General features: G+C 56.3%; 2 protein-coding genes and 1 pseudogene. All 3 read left to right on the top strand.

Features of this window, described 5'->3' with window-relative positions; translation table 11 throughout:
* The first annotated feature begins 167 nt into the window (after window positions 1–167).
* Window positions 168–602, top strand: coding sequence for a hypothetical protein (locus tag Q0106_RS02505; RefSeq protein ID WP_297608444.1), 435 nt, complete (start codon window positions 168–170; stop codon window positions 600–602).
* Complete coding sequence (gene tnpB / locus Q0106_RS02500) at window positions 599–946, top strand: IS66 family insertion sequence element accessory protein TnpB (RefSeq protein ID WP_297608441.1); 348 nt, start codon at window positions 599–601, stop codon at window positions 944–946. The genes Q0106_RS02505 and tnpB overlap by 4 nt, the downstream gene beginning before the upstream one ends.
* 286 nt (window positions 947–1,232) lie before the next feature.
* Window positions 1,233–1,960: pseudogene (locus tag Q0106_RS02495) on the top strand (hypothetical protein); the annotation flags it as partial.

The following is a 1,960-nucleotide window of genomic DNA, read 5'->3' as shown; positions in this document are numbered from 1 at the left end:
CGCCAGGCTCCCTATAAACGAAGCCCCTGTTGATTTGATGTCAGCAGGGGCTTTTCGTCGTCTGGTGCTGTTTGGTTTTCCGGCCAGATAAAAAGTAAGCTCCCCATTGGTTCCGCCGCGATTTGACGCCATGACTGAGAATGGAAATTCCTCATCAGGAGTTTCCCATGAACAAATCTTCCATCTGGCGTCAGGCATACAGCGACTTCCTTAAAAGCGGACTAAGCAGGGCTCAGTTCTACCGCTCCCATATCGAACACTACTTCCCCAAAGTCAGGCCCTCCCTGTCCGCCCTTTACGGGCGCTTTCAGCAATTTGATCGGGAAGCCGCACTCAGCGAGGCGGCAGCGCCTGAGACTGAATCCACTCCCGAGCAGACGGTGGTGGTGCGTCAGCTCGGCGAAAACATTCAGCTTGCCGAAATCAAGTCGGAAGCGGCGGTCTTTAGGCCGAGCAGTGCCGCCCATCGCCCGGCAGTCTCTGCGGCGGCAGGCTCGCAGGAACTTCCCTTCCGAATACGACTTCCCAACGGCGTCCTCTTTGAATTCATGACGCCGTCGCCGGAAAGGTCAGCAGTCGTTCTCGCGGAGGCGCTCCGATGAAGTTCCCTTCTGGAAACCGCCGCATTACGCTCGTCGTCTCTCCGGTAGATCTGCGAAGCGGATATCGAAGCCTTTCTGCGATCGCGCGCGCCGCTCTGGACATCGATGTTGAGAGCGGAAAGGAAATCGTCGTGTTCATTTCCCGGCGCAGGACGTGCTGCAAAGTGATCTGGTGTGATGAGCGCGGTTCAGCAACTCTGATTCGTGGACTTCATGTCGGGCGCTTCGAGTCATTCCTCGCCCGTGCTGAGGGGCCGTCCACAAAGCACTTTACGGCGGCGGATCTGGAGAAGTTCCTCGATGGCGATCCGATCTACGTAAAACGATCCGGACTGCTCTCCTGAAGATTGACCTGAATCAACATCTAGTTATTTGATATTCCAATGAAATCTGATCAAAAAAGTGAGGTTGAGAAAGCCCGCGTATAAGGCTCTCCACACGCTATGGAACGCTTCTCATTCGCGTTTAAAGTAAGCGGACGACCCCCGCCGCATCCCTCAATCCGGATCGCCTCCAGAGCGCTCTAAGGGGCGTTTAACGCTATGATTTAAAAAGATAAATTAAGAATTTTCAGCGACTCCGAACGGTATAATTCAGACAGTTTCCACCACTTCTGAAAGACCCGTTCCCATGCAGCACACCGCTGAAGATGTCCAAAAGCTCCGCGAACTGCTTGCCCAGGCAGAGGCAAGAGCCGACAAGGCGGAAAAGCGAGCCGGCAAGGCTGAAAGGCGCGCTGATAATGCTGAAAAACGGGCTGATAAGGCTGAAAATCGAGCCGGCAAAGCGGAAGACCGCGCTGAAAAGGCCGAAAAGCGTCTTGCGGAGACCGAGGTCAAGCTTGTCAAGGCAGAAGCACGGGCCAATCTTGCCGTCAACGTGACTTCAGCCACGGCGGCGATTTGTCTCGAGACCATTGAGCGCGCCAGACAGGCCGGCGTGGATATTCCTGAAGCTCAGGGAGATCAGCTGAAGACCATTCTCGGCGAATACGCCTACATCGACGGCTGCGCCCGCAGCAGCACTCAGCTTCTCGAGTACCTGCTGAGCAAGGGTACGGAGCAGTCGGACGGACTTTTCTCCAGACTGCTCACGCCGCAGACGGCCAGGGAATCAGAGGCGGCTGCCGAGCAGACTCAGAAGGCGGTCGCCAGCGAGGTCGTCAACATCGAGAATGGGCAGAAGAAGGCTGACGCCGTCATCTCCGTTCTTGAGGCGGCCGCCGGCGAAGCCGCGGCTCTCCAGCAGAACAAAGAAAGGAAGAATGAAGCTCTGGACGCCTGCGGCCGCATTGCAAAGATCTCGCCGCCGAAGCGGGAAGTCAGCAAGCCTGTTCTGAAGGAAGGCAAGAAGACCCG

This window comes from uncultured Sutterella sp. (assembly GCF_937923675.1).
Taxonomy (GTDB): domain Bacteria; phylum Pseudomonadota; class Gammaproteobacteria; order Burkholderiales; family Burkholderiaceae_F; genus Sutterella.
This window is presented reverse-complemented; position numbering and strand designations above follow the sequence as displayed.

Coding starts and splice junctions, on each gene's coding strand:
- tnpB (WP_297608441.1), top strand. CDS start 599: ATGAAGTTCCCTTCTGGAAACCGCCGCATTACGCTCGTCGTCTCTCCG.
- Q0106_RS02505 (WP_297608444.1), top strand. CDS start 168: ATGAACAAATCTTCCATCTGGCGTCAGGCATACAGCGACTTCCTTAAA.